Source organism: Photobacterium kasasachensis (genome assembly GCF_050336885.1).
Taxonomy (GTDB): Bacteria; Pseudomonadota; Gammaproteobacteria; order Enterobacterales; family Vibrionaceae; genus Photobacterium; species Photobacterium kasasachensis.
The window spans coordinates 65,151-85,359 of sequence record NZ_JAKJSH010000018.1 but is presented as its reverse complement, the minus strand read 5'-3'; the positions used below and the strand labels follow the sequence as shown (position 1 = coordinate 85,359).

General features: G+C 46.7%; 11 protein-coding genes. 7 read left to right on the top strand and 4 right to left on the bottom strand.

Annotation, left to right across the window (positions count from 1 at the left end; all coding sequences use genetic code 11):
- Positions 1-126: 126 nt before the first annotated feature.
- The 3 genes from L4D19_RS22620 to L4D19_RS22610 form a co-directional block, all read right to left on the bottom strand.
- Positions 127-2,754 carry an MlaD family protein gene (locus tag L4D19_RS22620; protein WP_428454359.1) on the bottom strand — a complete coding sequence of 876 codons (2,628 nt, stop codon included), beginning with the start codon at positions 2,752-2,754 and terminating at the stop codon, positions 127-129.
- Complete coding sequence (locus L4D19_RS22615) at positions 2,735-3,931, bottom strand: PqiA/YebS family transporter subunit (protein WP_428454358.1); 1,197 nt, start codon at positions 3,929-3,931, stop codon at positions 2,735-2,737. Before L4D19_RS22615 ends, L4D19_RS22620 begins: the two co-directional genes overlap by 20 nt.
- A gap of 72 nt (positions 3,932-4,003) precedes the next feature.
- The gene (locus L4D19_RS22610; protein ID WP_428454357.1) at positions 4,004-5,830 is read right to left on the bottom strand and encodes an ABC transporter ATP-binding protein; all 1,827 of its coding nucleotides are present in this window, start codon (positions 5,828-5,830) and stop codon (positions 4,004-4,006) included.
- Between the two features lie 84 nt (positions 5,831-5,914).
- Here L4D19_RS22610 and L4D19_RS22605 point away from each other — a divergent pair, with 84 nt between their 5' ends.
- The 4 genes from L4D19_RS22605 to L4D19_RS22590 all read left to right on the top strand — a co-directional run bounded on the left by L4D19_RS22605 (position 5,915) and on the right by L4D19_RS22590 (position 10,058).
- Entirely contained in the window at positions 5,915-6,373 is a 459-nt protein-coding gene (locus tag L4D19_RS22605; protein WP_428454356.1) for a GAF domain-containing protein, read from the top strand.
- 109 nt (positions 6,374-6,482) lie between these two features.
- Positions 6,483-7,127, top strand: coding sequence for an RNA chaperone ProQ (proQ, locus tag L4D19_RS22600; protein ID WP_160657198.1), 645 nt, complete (start codon positions 6,483-6,485; stop codon positions 7,125-7,127).
- Positions 7,128-7,144: 17 nt separating this feature from the next.
- A complete protein-coding gene (prc, locus tag L4D19_RS22595) occupies positions 7,145-9,145 on the top strand; it encodes a carboxy terminal-processing peptidase (protein ID WP_428454355.1) in 2,001 nt (666 codons plus the stop codon).
- A gap of 250 nt (positions 9,146-9,395) precedes the next feature.
- The gene (locus L4D19_RS22590) at positions 9,396-10,058 is read left to right on the top strand and encodes a lipocalin family protein (RefSeq protein WP_428454354.1); all 663 of its coding nucleotides are present in this window, start codon (positions 9,396-9,398) and stop codon (positions 10,056-10,058) included.
- Positions 10,059-10,146: 88 nt separating this feature from the next.
- Here L4D19_RS22590 and pncB read toward each other — a convergent pair whose 3' ends face one another.
- Entirely contained in the window at positions 10,147-11,343 is a 1,197-nt protein-coding gene (gene pncB / locus L4D19_RS22585) for a nicotinate phosphoribosyltransferase (RefSeq protein WP_428454353.1), read from the bottom strand.
- A 499-nt stretch (positions 11,344-11,842) separates the two neighbouring features.
- On the opposite strand from pncB, the gene pepN reads away from it, so the two are divergent.
- From pepN to L4D19_RS22570, 3 genes are all read left to right on the top strand, one after another.
- Positions 11,843-14,467, top strand: coding sequence for an aminopeptidase N (gene pepN / locus L4D19_RS22580; RefSeq protein ID WP_428454352.1), 2,625 nt, complete (start codon positions 11,843-11,845; stop codon positions 14,465-14,467).
- 101 nt (positions 14,468-14,568) lie between these two features.
- Positions 14,569-14,790: a DUF2835 domain-containing protein gene (locus L4D19_RS22575; protein ID WP_428454351.1), complete on the top strand. Its 222-nt coding sequence runs from the start codon at positions 14,569-14,571 to the stop codon at positions 14,788-14,790.
- Between the two features lie 417 nt (positions 14,791-15,207).
- A complete protein-coding gene (locus tag L4D19_RS22570; protein WP_428454350.1) occupies positions 15,208-20,037 on the top strand; it encodes an NAD-glutamate dehydrogenase in 4,830 nt (1,609 codons plus the stop codon).
- Positions 20,038-20,209: the final 172 nt, after the last annotated feature.

The following is a 20,209-nucleotide window of genomic DNA, read 5'->3' as shown; positions in this document are numbered from 1 at the left end:
AAATAATCGATGATTGCAACGAGTGGGTTAGTCTGGGTCTTTGTTAAAGCGCCAATTAACGACAAAAAAAGGAGCGCAATGCGCTCCTTTTTAACTAAAATGCTTTATTTGCGAAATGCAGTCTCGCTAATGGCGCGGTATTGCGGTTCGCCATGTTTTCCATTCTGGCTTGGCTTGTTTGTTCAACAAGAAGTGGGTTTCCGGCTTGGCTATTGATGACAGCGGTTGTTTTTCTGGGGTGGCGAAAGCAATACCGCCGCGTATCAAGCTGTCGACTGTACCGGATTGCACGGATGCACCTGTTAGTCCGATAGTGACATCAAGACCGGAGACATTCCAGAACACGGTGTCGGTGCGAACAAGGTGGCTATACTCTTCTTCAACCTGGGCTTTCAGGATGACACGATCAGCCAGCTCACCTAACGAGACCTTTACAACCTGGCCGACTTGGATGTCGCGATAAAGAAGCGGAGTCCCTTCATTAATCGAGCCTCGCTCTTCACTCTCCAGAATAACCGTTAAGCCTGATTTGGCGATTTCAGCTGTTCCCAGCTCGAAGGTTTGGGAGTAATGGCCATCGCCAGGTGCCACTGCGATATAGCTGCTTAACAATGTGTCCAGGTTCTTGGCTCCGGTCAGGCTGATTTTTGGCGTAACGACCCAGAAGTAACTGTTGGACTTGGCAAGCAGTTCCGCATATTTGGGGAAGAGGCGAGCAGTGATCTTAACATTGCCCGCTGTAAAATCAGGGGTCGTCTCGATAACCTTGCCGACATTGACGCCCTGATAGCGGATGTCTGAATTGACGGAGATGGCTTTGGCATTGTCAGCGGTCATCGTAATAAGCAGGCCAAAGCCTTTAGCATCTTTGAGGCTAGGGTAGAGCTTATATCGTTTACCTGCTTTGTTTGATACACCTGCAAGTTCGTCAAAGGCAATGCCGCCTTTAATCAAGCTGCTGATTGGATCGGCTTTGATATTTACACCGTCTAGGCCGGCCTCTACTTCAACGCCTGAGCGGTTCCAGAAAACGGTATCAGCTTTGATCAGGTGGCGATATTTGTTGTCAATGGCGATAGAGATAGTGACGCCGTCACGCGATAGGGCATAGCTCTTCACTTCACCAACTTGCAGGTTTCGGTAAAGGATAGGACTGCCTTCTGAAACTGGCGGAAGCTCATCAGCAAACAAGGTTAGTTTTGCAGTGCCGTGCAGGCTTTCGGCAGCCAATTTGGCAAGTTGCTGATTCTTATACAGCGGGTAGCTTTTTTGGATCTTGGTACTACCAGCACTGGTGAAGCTGATATTTTGGCTGATCAGTTGATCGGCAGGCGGTACATTTACATCCAGGCCTTTGGAGCTAAGGCTGGCCTGAATCCCACCATCAAGGTAGAAACGACTGGCAGAGCGAACCAAGGCTGTGTGCTCCGGCATAACGATTACATCGAAACGAACGCGTTTGTCTTCAAGCTGCACTTTCTTTACCCGGCCGACTTCAATACCGCGGTGCTTAAGTTTTGTGCCGCGCTCGATACCATGACTGCTGTCGGCGTACAGAGAGAAGTTGGCAACACCAGGCTGCTGTTCCTGAAGTTCATCCTGGGTAATGGCCTTAAACTGGCGAGCTTTTTCGCCTTCGCCCGGGATCAAGGTGAGGTAGTTCCCCCGGATCAGGTTACCGATATTTTTCACGCCAGTAAGAGAGACTTCAGCTTCTTCAAGCAGCATACGAGAACCCGTCGTTAGCAAATCGCTCATACTTGGTTCTATTGCTGCATGGGCGACAATCTTTTGTCTTTCCTCGTCTAGTCGCAGTGCAGAAATTTGTCCTATCTCCAGTCCGCGATAGATGATAGGTGCACCAGTGGTGCTGATATTACTTCCGTCAGGCAGGTCAACGGTGATAGCGATGCCTCGACCTGCAGTATTCAGATCAGGATAGAGGCGGAACAGGTGGTTGGGCTCAATGGCTATACCTTCATCGGGAGAATCAAAGGCAATCGCACCGCCAATCATGGCGGACAGACTTTCAAACTGGACATCAATACCATTAAAGCCGACATTGGCGCTCATACCACTCACATTCCAGAAGCGGCTTTTGTTGGTGACCAGCTCGGCAAACTGAGGCTTGATCAGAATGTCGATCAGTACTCGTTTTCTGTTATTGCTAAGCGTGTAGTTATAGACCTCACCCACAGGGATTTTTTTATACAGCACCTGAGAGCCAATACTGACAGAACCAAGATTTGGTGCCCGCAACTGAATCTTCAGGCCTTGCCCAAGGGGGGTATCGGATGGTTGAGTATCGAGCGCTTTAAACTCATAGGCTGTTTTGCCTCCACCGGGTTGCAGAGCGATATAGTTACCAGAAACCAACGCATCGAGACCGGATATACCGGTGATTGACGCTTTAGGCTTTACTAGCCAGAAACGAGTCCCTTCTTTAAGGACCTGAACCGCTTCAGGATAGATGTCTGCTTCGGCATATATACTTTGAAGGTCGTCAGACAGGCTTACATCACGAACAATACCAACTTCCAGGCCCTGATAACGGATAGTCGTACGCCCCGCAGTTAGGCCCGCCGCATCATTGAAGTGGATTTTAATCCGTTGCCCGGCTTCATTGACGGCTTTAAAGACGAGCCAGCCAGCAAGGACAAGCGCAAGTAGCGGGAGGATCCATAAGGGAGATATTCCTCGGTCGCGCTTGATATTAACCGGTTCTGGTTGTTGATTATTTTGTCCGTTGTTCATAGTTGTCCCATATCAGGCGAGAATCTAAGCTTTCTGCTGCAAGCATAGTGAGAACCACCACAACCCCGAAGGCTATTGCTCCCGGACCGGGTGTAAAATCAAGAAGTTGGTCGCGGTCGATTAAGGCTACCATAAGGGAAATCACAAATAGATCCATCATCGACCATTTTCCTATCCACTGCACGATCCGATAGAGTTTCATACGGTGAAGGTGGTTTATCTTTCGTTTGAATTGGATGGCCAATAGTAAATAGGCCAAACCCAGAATCTTGGCGACCGGCACAACGATACTGGCAATAAAGATGATGATGGCGATGCCTGTCATATCTGTTTTTACCAGGGAGGCTACGCCAGAAAAAATCGTGTCTTCAACCCGTTTGCCGTTATTCAGAAAAATAGATATCGGGAAAAGGTTTGCAGGGAAAATGAAAACCGTCGCGGCAATTAGCAGTGCCCACGTTTTTTGAATTGAATGAGGCATGCGAAGATACAGTGGCGACGCACAACGAACGCAGGTATCTGTATGAGCCTGGGTAAGGTGACAAGTATGGCAATGGGCTTTTAGCTCATTTGGTTTGTGCTCGGTCTCTGGCTGCCAGGCTTCCCAGTAACGGTTGACACTGATGCGGGTGATTAGCAGCGACATCAGGACCTGTAACAGGATTAGCGAGTACAGCCCAGGGCCGACGTAAATATCTGCATAGTCTTGTACCTTGAAACAGGATATTGCCAGGCTGACCAGAAAGACATCAAACATCGCCCAGTATTTGAGGTGTTCGATAATCCATACGGAGGTGCGAAAGAGCTTGAATCGTCTGAACTTTAATCCGGCTTGCGCGCCGAGTACCGATAAGCAGACCAGCAGTGGTGCTATGGTACTGCAGAACAAAATGAGTACGGCGACGGCCGGAAAATTAGAGGCTAGTGTGATCGTTCCGGAAGGAAGGGATGCAGGGATCATCACTCCAAAGAGGCGAATGGTAATTAACGGGAATACATGCGCCGGAATAAAAAGGATTAAACATGTCATGGCAATGGCCAGCTCACCAGTAAAGTGAAAATGCCCGCCGCGATAAAGGCGTGTATTGCAGCGCGGGCAATAGGCACTGTGTCCCTGAAGGGCGACCTGAGGCATGACAGGTAAGTCGCAACCGGGGCAGAGTCTTGCCATTGACATGGTTGTTTAATCCTTTAAATAGATCAAAAACTAAGCAGCTTTTAATCGGGGTCGTAAAAAATGAACACTATATTATTTTACATTCAATCTGGCTACAGGTAGTTGCGCATTAACTGTTGAACTATCAGCAGATTGTACCGAACCATATAGGGTTTGATACAGGCCTTCTTCATTGACTAGCTCAGAATGAGTGCCGGTTTGGCTTACCTGGCCATCTTCGAGCACGTAGATTAAATCAGCTTCCTTAACCGCAGATAAACGGTGTGCCACAATCAGTGTGGTTCGGTTGGCTAAAAACTGATTAAGAGCAGTATGTAAAGCCGCCTCGGTGGCGGTATCCAATGCCGATGTAGCCTCATCCAAAATAACAAACTCAGGATTAGCGAGAATCATCCGGGCGATAGCCAGCCGTTGACGTTGTCCACCTGAGAGGCGAATGCCCTGACGTCCGATTTCTGTATCCAGCCCGTCGGTCAGGCGTTGGGTTACATCGGCCATTTGGGCTATCTCAAGTGCTTGCCATAGTTCCTGATCACTAAATTGTGCCCCCAGGCTAAGGTTGTGTCTCAGGGTGTCATTGAATAGCACCGGGTGCTGCAGTACAACGGCCATCTTGTTACGCAGGGCCTCGTAGCCCACATCTTCAATAGGGCAGCCATTGATAAAGATGTCGCCATGGTCCTTTTGGTAAATCCCCAATAAAAGCTGGATGAGCGTTGATTTACCGCCGCCAGACGAGCCAACAAGTGCAACACGTTTGCCGGAAGGAATCGTCAGATTAAGTCCCCGAAGGACTTCTTTGTCTTCATCATAGGCAAAATGCAGAGCACGCATATCGATTTGAAGCGATTCTCCCTCGTTGAAAGGATTGACTTTCGGGGTTGGTCGAACTTCTTCTTCTAGGGCAATCAGACCATTTAGGCGCTGCATGGCTGCAGAGGCACTGTACCAGGCAAACTGAATCCCAAGCAGTTCCTGAACTGGACCGAGCATGAACCATAGGTAGCCGAAGACAGCAAACATCTGACCAATGGTTAAGTCGCTAAATAGCACCATGAGCATTGCCATTGCCCTGAACAGCTCGAAACCAATAAGGAACAAAAGGAAAGATATCCGTCCGGCGGCTTCCGACTGCCAGGCATACTTGTCGGCATCATGTCGAATGTCGTTGGCGCTCGATTTTAGCTGAGTAAGAAAATCCCGTTCGCGATTGGCGGCCCGAAGCTGATAGATCCCATCAAGTGTTTCGACCAGGCGTTGCTGGAATTTCTCGAAAGCCTGGTTTTCTTTTTTCTTAAGGGTTTTAACTCTGTTTCCCATCATCTTGGAGGCATAGATGACAACAGGGTTGATCAACAAAATGAACAGGCCGAGTTGCCAGTTCAGCCATAGCAGAATAGCAGCAGTACCAACGACGGTCAGCAAGCCGATGAGGAAACGGCTTAAGGTATCTCCGACGAACTTATCGATAGTTTCGACATCGGTAATAAGGTGTGAAGTGATTCCGCCGCTACCTCTCTCTTCGTATTGGCGCATGCTGATCCGACCAAGTTTGTCGATGAGATGCTGACGCATTTTGTAGGTAATATCTTTGGCGACTAGCGTGAACTGGCGACTCTGGAGAATATTCAGTGCCTGGCTCCCTGCCCGCATCAAAATGACAAGGAGAAGAACAAGGAGGATGTAGGCGGTTGGTTGCTGCAATGATTCAGGCAGAAAAACGTTGAGAAATTGAATCCCGCCAGCCGGCTTGTCCAACAAAATTTCGTCAACCATCAAGGGCATCAGCAGCGGGATAGGGACACTGATTAACGTTGCGACCAGCGCGATGATATTTGCCGCTACCAGTCTGGGACGGTGATGTTTTGCTTGCTTTATCAGCCAAGACCAGTTAATCATTTGATTCGAATTGCCTTTCACAGTGATAATGATTCCTATTACTAATGAGGGTCGCCATTCTAACGGCTATAAAAGGAGTAAGCCATGGATAATAAAGCAGCATTTTACAAACGACTCACTAACCAGGCGGTTTCACTGATCGAAGGCGAGCCAGATCTCATTGCTAATATTTCTAATATTAGTGCCTTACTCTATATGGAGTTAGAAGATATTAACTGGGCTGGTTTCTACTTTCTGAAAGGTGACCAGCTTGTACTTGGTCCATTTCAGGGTAATCCGGCTTGTGTCCGTATTCCTGTCGGCCGTGGTGTATGCGGGACAGCAATTGCAGAGAATCGCGTTCAGCGTATTGCTGATGTGCACCAGTTTGAAGGACATATTGCCTGCGATGCCGCGAGCAATTCTGAGATAGTGATCCCGTTTACAGTTAAAGGGGAGCTTTATGGAGTATTGGATATTGATAGTCCAAATTTATCAAGATTTGACCAATCTGACGAGGATGGACTAGTAACTTTGGTTGAGGAACTACAAAAAAGGCTCTAATTGCATGCTTTCGGTGGTTTTTCAGCGTTAGGTAACTATAATAGCGAGACTATTTCTTTTTGATCAAAGTACTAACGGCGAGTTTCACTCGCATTTGTCAGGAAAGTCCATGGAAAACTCTGAAAAGCTAACGAACAGTAAAGAAGTGATTGCATACATTGCTGAGCGTTTCCCTAAATGTTTTACTGTTGAAGGTGAAGCAAAGCCTCTAAAAATTGGTATCTTCCAAGAGCTCGCTGAGCGTTTGAACGAAGATCCCAAAGTAAGTAAAACTCAGTTGCGTACAGCTCTGCGTCAATATACTTCTTCCTGGCGTTACCTTCATGGTGTTAAAGCCGGTGCAAGTCGTGTCGACCTTGATGGTAACGAGTGTGGCGTGTTGGAAGAAGAGCACGTAGAACACGCTAAGAAGGCACTGGAAGAGAGCAAGGCTAAAGTACGAGCTCGTCGTAAAGAGCAGGCAGAGGCGAAAGCTGCTGCAAGCAAAGATGGTGAAGCGAAAGCGAAAAAAATTCGTGCAAAATCATCTAAACCAAAGAGCACTAAGCAAAAAACGACTAAGCTAAATAAAAAGCCTGCTGAAACGACCCGTGCACTGACAGCTGATGAAGTGAAAGTTGGCAAGAACGTTAGTGTTAACATGGGTAACGGAAACATGCCGGCGACTATCGTTGAAATCAATAAAGACGATGTGCGTGTTCGTTTAAACAATGGTTTGACCATGGTAGTTAAAGCGGAGCACCTTCGTTCGTAAAGGAGAATGCTCGACGTATGAAATGTCGATTCCGTTTCTCACTGATCGCTGCTGGCATGATGCTAGCAGCTTCAGCTCAGGCCCTAGAGGCCAAGTATTCGTTAAGTGATTTGCCGCAGCTTGCTCCTGAAAAGCAGCATGCTACAGCAAGTAAAAGGATAGCTTCGCGGTTCACCCGATCGCACTACAAGCAATTCACTCTTGATGACCAATTCTCTGCCAGCGTGTTCGATCGCTATATCGAAATGCTGGACTTCAACAAAAGCTTCCTTACAGCTTCAGATATCAGGCAATTTAAAAAATGGGAATACCAGTTAGATGATCAGCTCAAACGAGGTGAGTCAACGGCTGCGTATGACATGTTTAACAAGTTGCTAGAGCGTCGTTATGATCGCTACCAGTATGCGTTGACGTTACTGGATAGAGAAATGGCTTTCGATATCGATGAAGACTTTGTTCTGGATCGATCTGAGCTTGAATGGGCAAAAGATCGTAATGAATTAAACGAGTTGTGGCGTAAGCGAGTCAAATACGATGCGCTTAACCTGAAGCTTGCGGGTAAAGAGTGGAAGGAAATCAAAGAAACACTGGATAAGCGTTACAACAATGCGTTGAAGCGCCTGACCCAGACTCATAACGAGGATGTATTCCAGATCTATATGAATGCATTTGCTCGTGAGGTTGATCCACATACCAGCTATTTGTCACCGCGTAACGCCGAACAGTTCCAGGCAGAGATGAACTTGTCTCTTGAAGGAATTGGGGCTGTGTTGCAGGTTGTCGATGACTATACCGTTATCCGTTCGCTGGTAGCTGGTGGTCCGGCATCGGCTTCCAAAAAACTTGCGGCTGGTGACCGAATCATTGGTGTTGCCCAAGACGGCAAAGATATGGTCGATGTGATCGGTTGGCGTTTGGACGATGTTGTTCAGCTAATCAAAGGCCCTAAGGGGAGTAAGGTTAAGCTGGAGATCTTGCCTGAGGGTAAGAATTCAAAAAGTTACGATGTCACTATTGTGCGCGACAAGATCCGTCTTGAAGACCGTGCTGTAAAGTCTTCGGTTAAATTCTCGCAGGGCAGAAAAGTTGGTGTGATTGAGATCCCTAGCTTCTATGTCGGCTTGTCTGAAGATACCAAGAAAGAGATCGGTAAGCTGAATGACCAGCAAGTTGACGGCATTGTTATTGACTTGCGCAACAACGGTGGTGGTGCACTGACTGAGGCGACTGCATTAACCGGGCTGTTCATTAACAGTGGCCCTGTAGTGCAGGTGCGTGATAGTTACGGTCGAGTAAAAGTTAACGGTGATTCGGATGATCGTGTTTACTTTGACAGCCCGTTGACGGTACTGGTCAACCGCTACAGTGCATCGGCGTCCGAGATTTTTGCGGCAGCTATGCAAGATTACGGTCGTGCTGTCGTACTTGGTGAGCAATCATTCGGTAAAGGTACGGTTCAACAGCACCGTTCGTTGAATCATATCTACGATTTGTTCGATAAGCCTCTTGGCCATGTGCAATATACGATTCAGAAATTCTATCGTATCAATGGCGGAAGTACGCAAAACTTGGGTGTTGTTCCTGATGTGCCGTTCCCGACTGCGATTGATCCGGCTGAAACTGGTGAGAGTGTCGAGGATAACGCGTTACCGTGGGATAGCATCAAGCCAGCAAGCTATCAGAAGATCTATAACTTCTCTGCCATGCTACCGTCACTGAAATCGAAGCACGAAGCGCGAATCAGTAAAGATATGGAATTCGGTTTTATACAGGAAGACATTAACCAGTATAAAAAAGAGAAAGATATTAATTCTATCTCGCTGAATGAAAATAAACGTATAGCCGAGCAAGAGAGAGATGAGGCAGAACGTTTGGCTCGTCTTAATAAGCGTCAAAAAGCGTTAGGCAAGAAAACATTTGCTTCTTTGGATGACATTCCAAAGGACTATGAAGCGCCAGATGCCTACCTGGACGAGGCCGTTGCAATCACGGCTGACTTGGTAAGAGTCTCTAGCTAATTAATACCACGTAATAAAACGGCACCAATCTTTTGGTGCCGTTTTTTGTTTATAACACCTCTCTGAAATATCAACCCTTTCTTTGCATCTACTGTTTTTTCTTATTAAGGACAGAATCATCAGTTATTGACTGTGTCTCATTATTGAGACTGATGGTCAAATTATGTGAGATTAATCATATTTCTAAGCGCAAAATAGTATTGCAGGCTAGGGTTTAAGAAGAACTTTATTTCGTTGTTGGGGTAGCACTATGCTTAAATCTTATCTATTTGCAATTGTCTTATCCTTTAGTTCATTTAGTTCTCACTTGTATGCCGATGATTTAACAGAGTTTGATTACCCATTGCTATTAGGTGACTGGTATTGGTTCAGTAACACTGATGATGGTGTTGATAGTGAAGGAACGAGCTATCGGGCAATGAATATAAAGTTCAAATCGTCCTATCGATTTGTAATACGATTACTCCAGGTTGACGGTACCGTTGAAGAATGGGACGGTAAATACGACATTGATGAAACAACGCTAACTTTTTTAGCAAAAGGTCAACCAGAACAACAGCATAGCTATATGTTGAGTTACAATCAGTTCCTGCTTGATGGTGCTAGGTTTACCAAGCTCGCACCTGAAAACCTTCCTGGTAATTGGCGCTCATCGCGTATATCGGGCAATGATGTCGGAGATGGTGTTTCTGAGTTATCGATTTCGTTGCGTCCAGACTTTTTATTTTCGGCCGAGGTGTCTGGATCTAATGGAAAGAAAAAAGAACATCAGGGAATATATTTTATTGAGGATGACCGCATTGTATTAATTTACGAAGACGGCCAGCATGATAGCCAGTTTTTACTTGGCTCAGATACCCTGACATTGACGAATAAGCAATTTGGAATGGAAGCAATAATGCGGAGAGAGTAGGGATCATCTGTTTGAGCGTTATTTCAGATTGAAAAAACAAGGCCTGCAAATTTGCAGGCCTTGTTTTTTAATGCTCATACTTGTTGTATTAGCTGTTTGCGATTTTAAATGCCTGTCGAAGCTGAGTCAGATAACCCTCATCGCGGCAGATACTCTTGCCTGGTTCGTCAGATATTTTAGCGACAGGTCGCCCTTCACACTCAGTCAGCTTAATAACGATGTTCAGGGTTTTTACGTCAGGAAGATCGCAGGTAAGCTGGGTACCGATACCAAAGCTAATATTGACTCTATGGGCGAAGTGCTTATAGATATTAAGCGCCTTATCAAGAGTCAGGCTGTCAGAGAAGACAAGCGTCTTTGTTTTCGGGTCAATACCAAGTGATTCGTAATGTTTGATTGCTTTTTCACCCCAGGCAATAGGGTCGGCGCTGTCATGGCGCAGTCCGGTGAAGCGTTTGGACAGGCGCAAGTCAAAATCTCGCAGGAAGGCATCCATATTGATGCAGTCAGTCAGGGCAATACCTAACGAATCAGGATATTCCTGTAGCCAGCGGTTGAGTGCCAGTTGCTGTGAGTCTGCCAGTTCACCAGATAGTTGCTGGTGTGCCTGGAACCATTCATGTGCCTGGGTGCCTACTGGTGTCAGGCCACGAGTACGAGCCAGGTGATAGTTCGACGTCCCCTTGAACTCAGGCATGTTGTCTTTTAGGAAATCAACCACTGCGTGGTGGACATCTTTGGAGAAACGTCGGCGGCTACCAAAATCAACCAGGTTAAACTGGCTTAAATCGGTACCTTCTGCTTTGCTGTAAAAGTCAGAAAGCTTTTCTTTTAGTTGCTTGATAGCGTCATCGGCTGAAGAGTTTGGATAGCACTTTGATGAGCGTACTTCACTGATAATCGCGAGCAGAGGAACTTCCCACAGGATGACGTCAATCCATTTTCCTGTGATTTTAATGGTCAGTTGCTCACCTGAGGCATCAATCTCTACCTGGTTGCTATCAAGCTTGAAGCTCTTCAAATAGTCTAAGTAGTCTGCTTTGAAGAAAGGTAGCGTCGCTAGGTAATCAAGCTCTTCCTCTGTAAAGGAAAGATCAGCAAGGCGGTTAACCTGTTCCTGGATATCATTACAGTAAGGACGGAGGTCTTCATGGCTTCGGCAGTGGAATTCTGCAGCCGCTTCAATATTCGGGTATTGATGAAAAATCGCTTGCTGCATATGAAGTTTATATGCATCTGTATCAAGCAGGGAGTTGATAACCCCAATGTGTCCTGTATCAGTCATAGCTAATGTAGTTGTCTATCACAATCCGAGAATTTTACATTATTTTGAGCCTAATTTGTCTGAAACCATTCAAAATAGACTAAAAAAATAGGGGCGTACCTTACGCCGAAACCTTGAAAACAACAAGTCCACTCACCATATTATTTTTGTAAAGAGTAATCCACTATCAATCACCCTGATAAATATGTGGGTGATACTGAGAAATTGTCAGATTGTGCTATTAAAGATTACTTATAAAAGTATAGCCAAAACGAATAACCATTTTCGAGCATGGTAGATGACAACAGCAGTGACAACCTGGCGGTTATTGATAAAGAGCGAACTACCACGCTTCATCAAACTGTCTAGTTCTTCACCAGCTGTTCTTGCTTTGCAATGAGTTTCTCATTGAACTCGGGGAGAGCCCCTTGTTTGAGAGACTTAAAGGCAGAATAATGACAGGTGTCAGCCGCTTATATAACGGCATAAATGCCCCATGCGGATAATTAAGGAAACCAATATGGCCGAACAACCAACGACAACACAGCCGACTGCAAAATATCGTGCTGATTATCAAGCTCCCGCATATACCATTACCGATATTGCCCTTGAGTTTGATCTCCATGATACGGATACACATATTGTTGCAACTAGCCAGATAAAGCGTCTTGCAGACAAGCAGGTACCGCTAGTTTTAGATGGTGATGGCCTAAAACTCGTTCGTGTCGAGGTAAATGGCGAAGCTTGGACTGATTACGCTGAAACAGAAACCGGGTTGACTATCAACGGTGTTCCAGCTGAGTTTGAGCTAACTATTGAAACGGAAGTAAACCCAGAAGCCAACACGCTGCTGGAAGGATTGTATAAGTCAGGTGGTGGCTTCTGCACCCAGTGTGAAGCGGAAGGTTTCCGCCGCATTACTTATTATCTGGATCGTCCTGATGTGCTGGCGCGCTTTACCACAAAGGTTATTGCAGACAAAGAAGCATTCCCATACCTGCTTAGCAACGGTAACCGTATTGATTCGGGCGATCTTGAAAATGGTCGTCACTGGGTACAGTGGCAAGACCCGTTCCCGAAACCAAGCTACCTGTTTGCACTGGTGGCCGGTGACTTCGATGTACTTCGTGATTCTTACACCACGATGAGTGGCCGCAATGTCGAGTTAGAGATCTTTGTCGATAAAGGCAACCTGGATCGTGCTGACTATGCGATGACGTCACTTATCAATTCGATGAAGTGGGACGAAGAGCGTTTCGGTCTTGAGTATGACCTTGATATCTATATGATTGTTGCCGTTGATTTCTTCAACATGGGAGCAATGGAAAACAAAGGCTTGAATGTCTTTAACTCTAAGTACGTTCTCGCCAACGCTGCAACTGCGACAGATACCGACTACCAGGGTATAGAAGCTGTTATCGGCCATGAGTATTTCCATAACTGGACCGGTAACCGCGTAACCTGTCGTGACTGGTTCCAATTAAGCTTGAAAGAAGGGTTAACGGTGTTCCGCGATCAGGAGTTTTCTTCTGATCTGGGCTCGCGTCCGGTTAACCGTATCAACAACGTTCGTGTTGTTCGTGGTCCGCAGTTTGCTGAAGACCGTGGCCCAATGTCTCATCCAATTCGTCCTGAAAAAGTCATTGAGATGAATAACTTCTATACGCTGACAGTGTATGAGAAGGGCAGTGAAGTTATTCGCATGATGCACACCTTGCTGGGCGAGCAGAACTTCCAGGCCGGGATGAAGCTGTACTTTGAACGTCATGACGGCACGGCAGCGACTTGTGATGACTTTGTTCAGGCAATGGAAGATGCTTCTGGTGTTGATTTATCTCGCTTCCGTCGCTGGTATAGCCAGGCCGGTACGCCGGTTGTCAATGTGGTTACAGGCTACGATGCTGACAGCAAGTGTTACCGTGTCACAGTGAAACAGCATACCCCGCCGACGGCTGGTCAGGAAGAGAAGCTTCCTCTGCATATTCCATTCGATATCGAGCTATATGACAGCCGCGGTGAGGTTGTTGAGTTACAGTGTAACGGTAAAAAAGTGCACCATGTGCTTGATGTTACAGAGGCTGAGCAAGTATTTGAGTTTGATAACGTCGAAGAAAAACCAGTTATCTCAATGCTGCGTGAATTTTCGGCACCCGTAGTACTGGAATATGATTACTCTGACGATGAGCTGGCGTTCTTGATGGTTCATGCTCGTAATGAATTTGCCCGCTGGGATGCCGGTCAGATTTTGTTGGCAAAATATATCCGTGAAAATGTTAAGCGTGTCCAGCAGGGTGAAGCATTTGAATTACCGGCTTCTGTTGTAGATGCCTTCCGTGGTGTACTGCTAGACGAGAAACTGGATCCGGCATTTATTGCCGAAATGCTGACGCTACCAAGCGAGAACGAGGTTGCAGGTTGGTACAAAACGGTTGATGTCGATGCAATCCACGCGGTAGTGAGCCAGCTTGAAGCGGTACTGGCAAGTGAAATGGAAGATGAGCTATCGGCTATCTACCAAACTCTTGCTCAGGCAGAGTACAGCATTTCCCATGAAGCGATGGCGAAGCGTGCATTGCGAAATACCTGTTTGTCTTACCTGGCTAATACTGAAAACGGCGACAAGCTTGCTGCCAAGCAGTATCAGCAATCAGATAATATGACAGATACCATGGCTGCGATGTCGGCGGCGAATAATGCAGGTCTTGCTTGCCGTGAAGCGCAAATGGCGGACTTTAGCGAGAAGTGGACACACGATGGCTTGGTTATGGACAAATGGTTCATTTTGCAGGGCAAGAACCCGGCAGAGAACGCATTGGAAAATGTTCGTAATACCATGACTCATGCTGCATTTGACCTGAAGAACCCTAACCGTACCCGTAGCCTGGTTGCTAGCTTCTGTGCGAACAACCCTGTACGTTTCCACGCGAAAGATGGTTCTGGTTATCAGTTCCTGACAGAGATCCTGACGGCACTGAACGCTAGCAACCCGCAAGTTGCTTCACGTCTGATTGAACCGTTCTTGAAGTATCGTCAGTATGACGAGCAGCGGCAGGCACTGATGCGCGCGGAACTCGAGAAACTGTCTCAGCTGGAGAACCTGGCGAAAGACCTGTTTGAGAAAGTCCATAAAGCGCTAGAACAGTAAGCTATATGTAGCGAGCTTCGAGTGACTGGTTGTAGTCGCTCGAAGCTCTACATTTGGCTTTTCCTAGTACCTTAGTCACCAGAACCAAGTTCTATATTTTTATGAAGTCATATACTTTTTCTGTCTACATCTCTTATCAGTCATACTTGAATCACTATTCCGGTGCTGCGAGTACCGTTGTGGTCGTTACCGACAATGGCTTGAAATTACAGCTTCCAGCGTCGCGGTTTCGACCATTTCTAAGTCAGCTAGGAGTAAAAGGTCGCTTCCGTATCACGGTGAATAACCAAAATCGTTTAGATACCCTGGAGCAGATAGGGTAGCAATAGTTTTTGTGTGCTACTTTTTGTTAACATTTGGCGAGAAAAGGTATTGATAAAGCCATCGTTAATACCGCGTATTCTTCAAGGGTATGCAAATAAAACTAGGTCCTGATATAAGAAAAAATAATCGTAGAAATAATTGGTTATACCAATTTACAAGATAAATAACCGCGTTAGCTGCTCTTTTCACCAATGTCAGATGTTCCATCCAGCCAAAATCTTAACCTTAGTCACATATTCGATTTTTTCTTTCCTAAACAGTGTTATTAACGTAACCAATTCGCAACAAAACGCCCTACAATAGCACTCACGGAAAGAATACCGATCCCATGCGCCTTAAGTCCCCAAATAGCACATGGGATTGATATAAAACCCTATACTAGATCGATAATAGATATAACAAATGGAGCATTTGCTATGACCGCACCTGACCCTATAGTGCCGGTACTGCTTGAGAAAGTGTATGGCTTAATCCAGGATAAGATTGAGATCCCTCAGCAGGCATTAGTAGAAGTTTTTGCTCAAAGATTACTAGGTCAACTGGCAGATGATGATCTGCTTCAACGGAATGAATCTGACTTATATGGTGCTGTACTGAGTTTGTGGCACCATCTTGCGCAAAATAAACCAGATCAAATTTCAGTACGAGTATACAATCCGTCGCTTAGTCGCTACGGCTGGCAGTCAACGCATACCGTAGTCGAAATCGTAACACCTGACCGTCCTTTCCTTGTGGACTCCGTCCGCATGACCTTAACCCGCCTTGGTATCACAAGCCACCTTATGCTAAATGGCCCGTATTTCTTTAAACGGAATGAAAGCGGTGCTATCAGCGAAGCGTGTGGTAAAGGTGGTGATCTTCAGACTCTTTTCCATATTGAAGTAGATCGTCTCAACGAAAAAGCAGAGATGAAAGCACTAAAAGAAGAACTAGAACAAGTGCTGCAGGATGTGGATTTGGTCGTTAATGATTGGCAAGGTATGCAGAGCAAAATGCAGGGCATTGTCAAAGAGTTGAAAACGGCAGAGCTACCCGTTGATAACGCGCACCGTGAAGAAGCGATTGCGTTTCTTGACTGGGTGAACAGACATAATTTTACCTTTATGGGTTATCACCAGTATGACTTGGTGCCTATTGAAGGCGACTATGAGCTGAGACCATGTGACGAGGGCGGGCTTGGGCTGCTAAGTAAATCAAAAAAGGGAAGGTCACTGAAACTTTCCGAGCTACCTGAGTCAGCACGGTTTGAGGCCCGTAAACCTGAGTTGCTTATTTTGACCAAGAGCAACGGCAAATCGAAAATCCATCGCCCGGCATATACAGACTACATCGGAATCAGGCGCTTCGATAAAGAAGGCAATGTGATTGGCGAACACCGCTTCACCGGCCTTTACGCTTCGACAGCGTACCATCAGACAGCAATGAACATTCCGCTAATCAGTAATAAAATGTCACGTATTCTTGAGGCTAGCGGCTACCCGGCAGGCTCTCACTCATGGAAAGCATTGAATAATTTGCTGGAGACTTATCCAAGAGATGAGCTGATCCAGGCTAATGAAAAAGAAATGCTGGATGTAGGTTGCGGTGTCGTACAGATGCAGGATCGCGATTTGCTGCGCTTGTTTGTTCGCCGTGATCCGTTTGGTCGTTTCTTCTCCTGTATGGTGTATGTCACCAAGGAGCGCTACAACACTGAGTTGCGAAGAAAGACCCAGGAGATCCTCAGGGACTCATTTGGATCTGATCAAAACGTTGAATTCACCACTTTCTTCTCGGAAAGTCCACTAGCGAGAACTCATTATATAGTGCGTGTCGACAATAATAATTTTGATGTAGACGTTAAAGCCATCGAACATAACCTGGTTGAAGCTGCTTCTGCGTGGGAAGATCGTCTGAGTACTTCTTTGGTTGCTAACTTCGGTGAAAGCGAAGGGACAGTACTGGCGAAAAACTATGCCCGGGCATTCCCTCGTTCTTATAAAGAGCAGATGTTGCCGGGCTCGGCGGTGGCAGATATTGAACAGCTGGAGAGCCTTAGCGAAGACAATAAGCTGGGTATGCTTTTCTACCGTCCACAGGAAGAGGCGGTTGATTCTCACTTTGTGAAACTGAAACTCTTCCATCGTGAGAAGCCGATTCACCTTTCCGATGTGATGCCAATGCTCGAGAACCTGGGCTTACGCGTCATCGGTGAATCCCCTTACCAGGTTGTAACAGCCAATGGAACGGTTTACTGGATCCTCGATTTCGCCATGTTGCACAATGCCTGTACTGGTATTGATTTGAGCGAAGCTCGTGATCGTTTCCAGGAAGCCTTTGCCGCCATTTGGCATAACGAAATTGAGAGTGATGGTTTTAACCGCTTGGTGCTTTGTGCTGGCCTAACCGGCCGTGAAATTACTATCTTGCGTAGTTTCGCACGCTATATGCGTCAGGTGGGTTTCCCGTTCAGTCAGCACTATATTGAAGAGACGCTTTCTAGTCATAGCGACTTGGCGCGAGATCTGGTTTCCTTGTTTGCCTTACGTTTCAACCCGGCGAAGAAGCATTCAGAAAAAGCCGAACAGGATCTGATTAAGAAGCTGAACAAGAAACTGGATCATGTCGAAAGTCTTGATGACGATAGGATCATTCGTCGTTACATGGACATGATCATGGCGACGCAGCGAACGAACTACTACCAGAAGGACGAGAAGGGTAATCCTAAACCTTGGCTTTCTCTTAAACTGCGTCCGTCGGAAATCCCTGAAATTCCGGCGCCGGTCCCGTTCTTCGAAATCTTTGTCTACGCGCCTGATATTGAAGGTGTTCACCTGCGGGGCGGCAAAGTGGCTCGTGGTGGTCTTCGCTGGTCAGATCGTCAGGAAGATTTCCGAACTGAAATCCTTGGTTTGGTCAAAGCACAGCAAGTTAAGAACACTGTGATCGTACCGGTAGGTGCAAAAGGTGGATTTGTTTGTAAACGCCAGCCGCAGATGTCTACCCGAGAGGAAATCTGGGCCGAAGGTCAGCGTTGTTATAAACGCTTCATCCGTGCATTGCTGGATGTGACCGATAATATTGTCGATGGTGAGCTACTACCACCAGCCAATGTTGTTCGTCATGATGAAGATGACCCGTATTTGGTTGTAGCGGCTGATAAGGGGACTGCGACATTCTCTGATTTGGCCAACTCGGTATCCGATGACTATAACTTTTGGCTGGGTGATGCCTTTGCATCTGGTGGCTCGAATGGTTACGACCACAAGAAGATGGGCATTACAGCCCGTGGTGGTTGGGAGTCTGTGAAGCGCCACTTCCGTGAATTAGGTATCAACTGTCAGACCACTGATTTCACCTGTGCCGGTGTAGGTGATATGGCTGGAGATGTGTTTGGTAATGGTATGCTACTGTCCAAACATATCCGTTTGGTCGCGGCATTTAACCATATGCATATTTTCCTGGATCCTAATCCGGACTCAGCTTCAAGCTGGGAAGAGCGAAATCGCCTGTTCAACTTACCTCGATCAAGCTGGGAAGATTATGATCAAAGCCTGATCTCTGAAGGGGGCGGGATCTTCTCACGTCGCAGCAAGTCGATCAAACTGACACCGCAGATCCAGAAACTATTGGGTACACGTAAGCAAAGCATGCCGCCTAACGAACTGATTCGTATGATTCTGCAGATGGAAGTTGACCTGCTGTGGAACGGCGGTATTGGTACCTATGTGAAAGCGCAGAGCGAAACACATACTGATGTAGGCGACCGCGCTAACGATGTGCTTCGTATCAACGGCAGTGAGCTTCGTGCCAAAGTAGTCGGCGAGGGGGGGAACTTGGGTATGACCCAGCTCGGGCGTGTTGAGTTCGCGTCCCGTGGTGGTTTGGTCAATACCGACTTTATTGATAATGTGGGCGGCGTTGACTGTTCGGATAATGAAGTCAACATCAAGATCCTTCTTAACAGCCTGGTTGCTGGTGGCGATCTGACTTACAAGCAACGTAATGAGCTGCTGGAACGCATGGAAGACGAAGTCGGCGACATTGTTTTGGACAATGCCTACTGCCAGAGTGAGTCAATTTCGGTTACCCAACAGCAGCAGGTGCAGTTGCTGAAAGAGCAGATCCGCTTCATTCATTACCTGGAGAAAGAAGGCAAGCTGGATCGTGCGCTGGAGTACCTACCTGATGACGATACACTGGCCGAACGTGAGAAGGCAGGTTCAGGTCTGACTCGTCCTGAACTGGCTGTACTGGTTGCCTATGGCAAAATGGTACTGAAAGAGGACATGGTGACTGATGAAATTGCCAATGATCCTTACCATGCGCGTTTGCTGCCAGCTTACTTCCCGCAAGAATTGCAGGAAAAGTATCGCTCTCAGATGGAAAACCACCCGCTGAAACAGCAGTTGATTGCGACATCCCTGGCGAACCAAATGTCCAATGAGATGGGGTGCAACTTTGTTACCCGCTTGCAAGAAGAAACGGGCTCAACAGTAGTCGAGATTTCGTCTGCTTATGCGGTAGGTCGTGAGATCTTCAACTTTAAGCAGTTCTTTAGCCAGATCCGAGAGCTAGATAACGTTCTCCCGGCAGAAGTACAGTATGAAATGCTTTACCGATGCCGTCGGATGTTGCGTCGTGTGACTCGCTGGATCTTGCGTAACCGTGATCGCAAGCTAGGTATCGAACAACAGATCACCTTCTATCAGCCAATTGTTCAGAAGCTGCGGGATAACCTTGAAAGTTACCTTGTAACGGAAGAGGTGCAAGAGCACAATGAACAGGCTAATAGCATGATCAAAGAGGGCGTCCCGGATGATCTTGCACATAACATCGCACGTCTGAGCAGCCTGTACTCAGCAATGGATATTGCGCAGATTGCCAAAGAGCTGGATAAAGACATCGACTTTATCTCTCGTGTGTACTTTGTTGTTGGTGCAGATCTTTCATTGCATTGGTTCCTCAAGCAGGTTCATAACCAGCCTGTTGAAAACCATTGGCAAGCATTGGCTCGCGCTTCGTTCAGGGAAGATCTTGATTGGCAGCAACGCCAGCTAACGTCTGCGGTGATTACCACATCTACCGAAGTAGAGCAGGCAGAAGAGTTGATTGAAAACTGGATGGATCAGCATAAAGCAGCCATTCACCGTTGGGATACTGTTCTTGCCGAGTTTAAGGTTGGTACAACTCATGAGTTCGCCAAGTTCTCGGTAGCATTGAGGGAACTGATGCTGCTGAATTTAAACTGTCGTCCATCATCATAAGCAGATCACCATGTTGTGATTATCATGCAACATGATTTAAAGGCCGTTCTGCTGCTAGCAGAGCGGCCTTTTTGTCAGTAGCAACGAAATCGTTTGCCTTTTTGAGGGGAGTTTAAAATTTATTTTGCCCTCTAATCCCTTGTAAACCAAAGAAGTGACTGTTTTTATAGTG